This is a genomic window from Pseudomonas sp. NPDC087804, assembly GCF_044742965.1.
GTDB classification, from domain to species: domain Bacteria; phylum Pseudomonadota; class Gammaproteobacteria; order Pseudomonadales; family Pseudomonadaceae; genus Aquipseudomonas; species Aquipseudomonas rustica.
On sequence record NZ_JBIUVN010000071.1, the window covers coordinates 1 to 1,351 of the forward strand.

Consider the following 1,351-nt stretch of genomic DNA (forward strand, 5'->3'; position numbering starts at 1 on the left):
AGAACGGCTGCGACAAGAATCGAACGATCTTACGAGCACGGTTTACCAACTGCTTGTCGGCTTCCGACAGCTCGTCCATACCCAGGATCGCGATGATGTCCTTCAGCTCTTTGTAACGTTGCAGAACGTACTGAACGCCGCGAGCGGTGTCGTAGTGGTCCTGGCCGATTACGTTCGGATCCAGCTGGCGCGAAGTCGAATCCAGTGGATCTACCGCTGGGTAGATACCCAGGGAAGCGATGTCACGGGACAGAACGACAGTGGCGTCCAAGTGGGCGAAGGTGGTCGCTGGCGACGGGTCGGTCAAGTCATCCGCAGGTACGTATACCGCTTGGATCGAAGTGATCGAACCTTCCTTGGTCGAAGTGATACGTTCTTGCAGAACGCCCATCTCTTCAGCCAGGGTCGGCTGGTAACCTACTGCCGAAGGCATACGGCCCAGCAGTGCGGATACTTCAGTACCGGCCAGGGTGTAACGATAGATGTTGTCGACGAACAGCAGAACGTCGTTACCTTCGTCACGGAACTTCTCGGCCATGGTCAGGCCGGTCAGTGCTACGCGCAGACGGTTACCCGGCGGCTCGTTCATCTGACCGTAAACCAGTGCCACTTTGTCCAGAACGTTGGAGTCCTTCATCTCGTGGTAGAAGTCGTTACCCTCACGAGTACGCTCACCCACACCGGCGAACACGGAATAACCGCTGTGCTCGATGGCGATGTTACGGATCAGTTCCATCATGTTTACGGTTTTGCCTACACCGGCACCACCGAACAGACCGACTTTACCGCCTTTGGCAAACGGGCAAACCAGGTCGATAACCTTGATGCCGGTTTCCAGCAGGTCGTTGCCGCCTGCCTGTTCAGCGAACGAAGGCGCTGGACGGTGAATGCCCCAACGCTCTTCGGTGTCGATCGGGCCAGCTTCGTCGATCGGGTTACCGAGGACGTCCATGATCCGGCCCAGGGTCGCTTTACCGACCGGTACGGAGATGGCTGCGCCAGAATCGGTAACTTCCAGACCGCGCTTCAAGCCCTCGGTGGAACCCATCGCAATGGTACGAACCACGCCGTCGCCCAGCTGCTGCTGAACTTCCAGAGTGGTGCCGGCATCGCTTTTGACTTTCAAAGCGTTGTAGATGCTCGGTACGCTGTCGCGTGGAAATTCCACGTCGATAACGGCGCCGATGATTTGAACGATACGTCCGCTACTCATAGCTGGATCCTCTGAATATTTGAACCGTTAAACCGCGGCAGCGCCGCCGACGATTTCCGAGATCTCTTGGGTGATCGCAGCCTGACGCGCCTTGTTGTAGATCAGCTGCAAATCGCTGATCAAATCACCGGCGTTGTC

The 1,351-nt window shown here is 56.9% G+C and carries 2 protein-coding genes; both read right to left on the minus strand.

The annotated features are described in order from the left end of the window. The coding region (gene atpD, locus ACIOMO_RS27955) for a F0F1 ATP synthase subunit beta (RefSeq protein WP_401244707.1) at window positions 1-1,213 on the minus strand (1,213 nt) is incomplete at its 3' end. A gap of 27 nt (window positions 1,214-1,240) precedes the next feature. Beyond that, window positions 1,241-1,351 (minus strand): F0F1 ATP synthase subunit gamma (locus tag ACIOMO_RS27960; protein ID WP_401244709.1); only part of this gene is annotated, 111 nt, incomplete at its 5' end.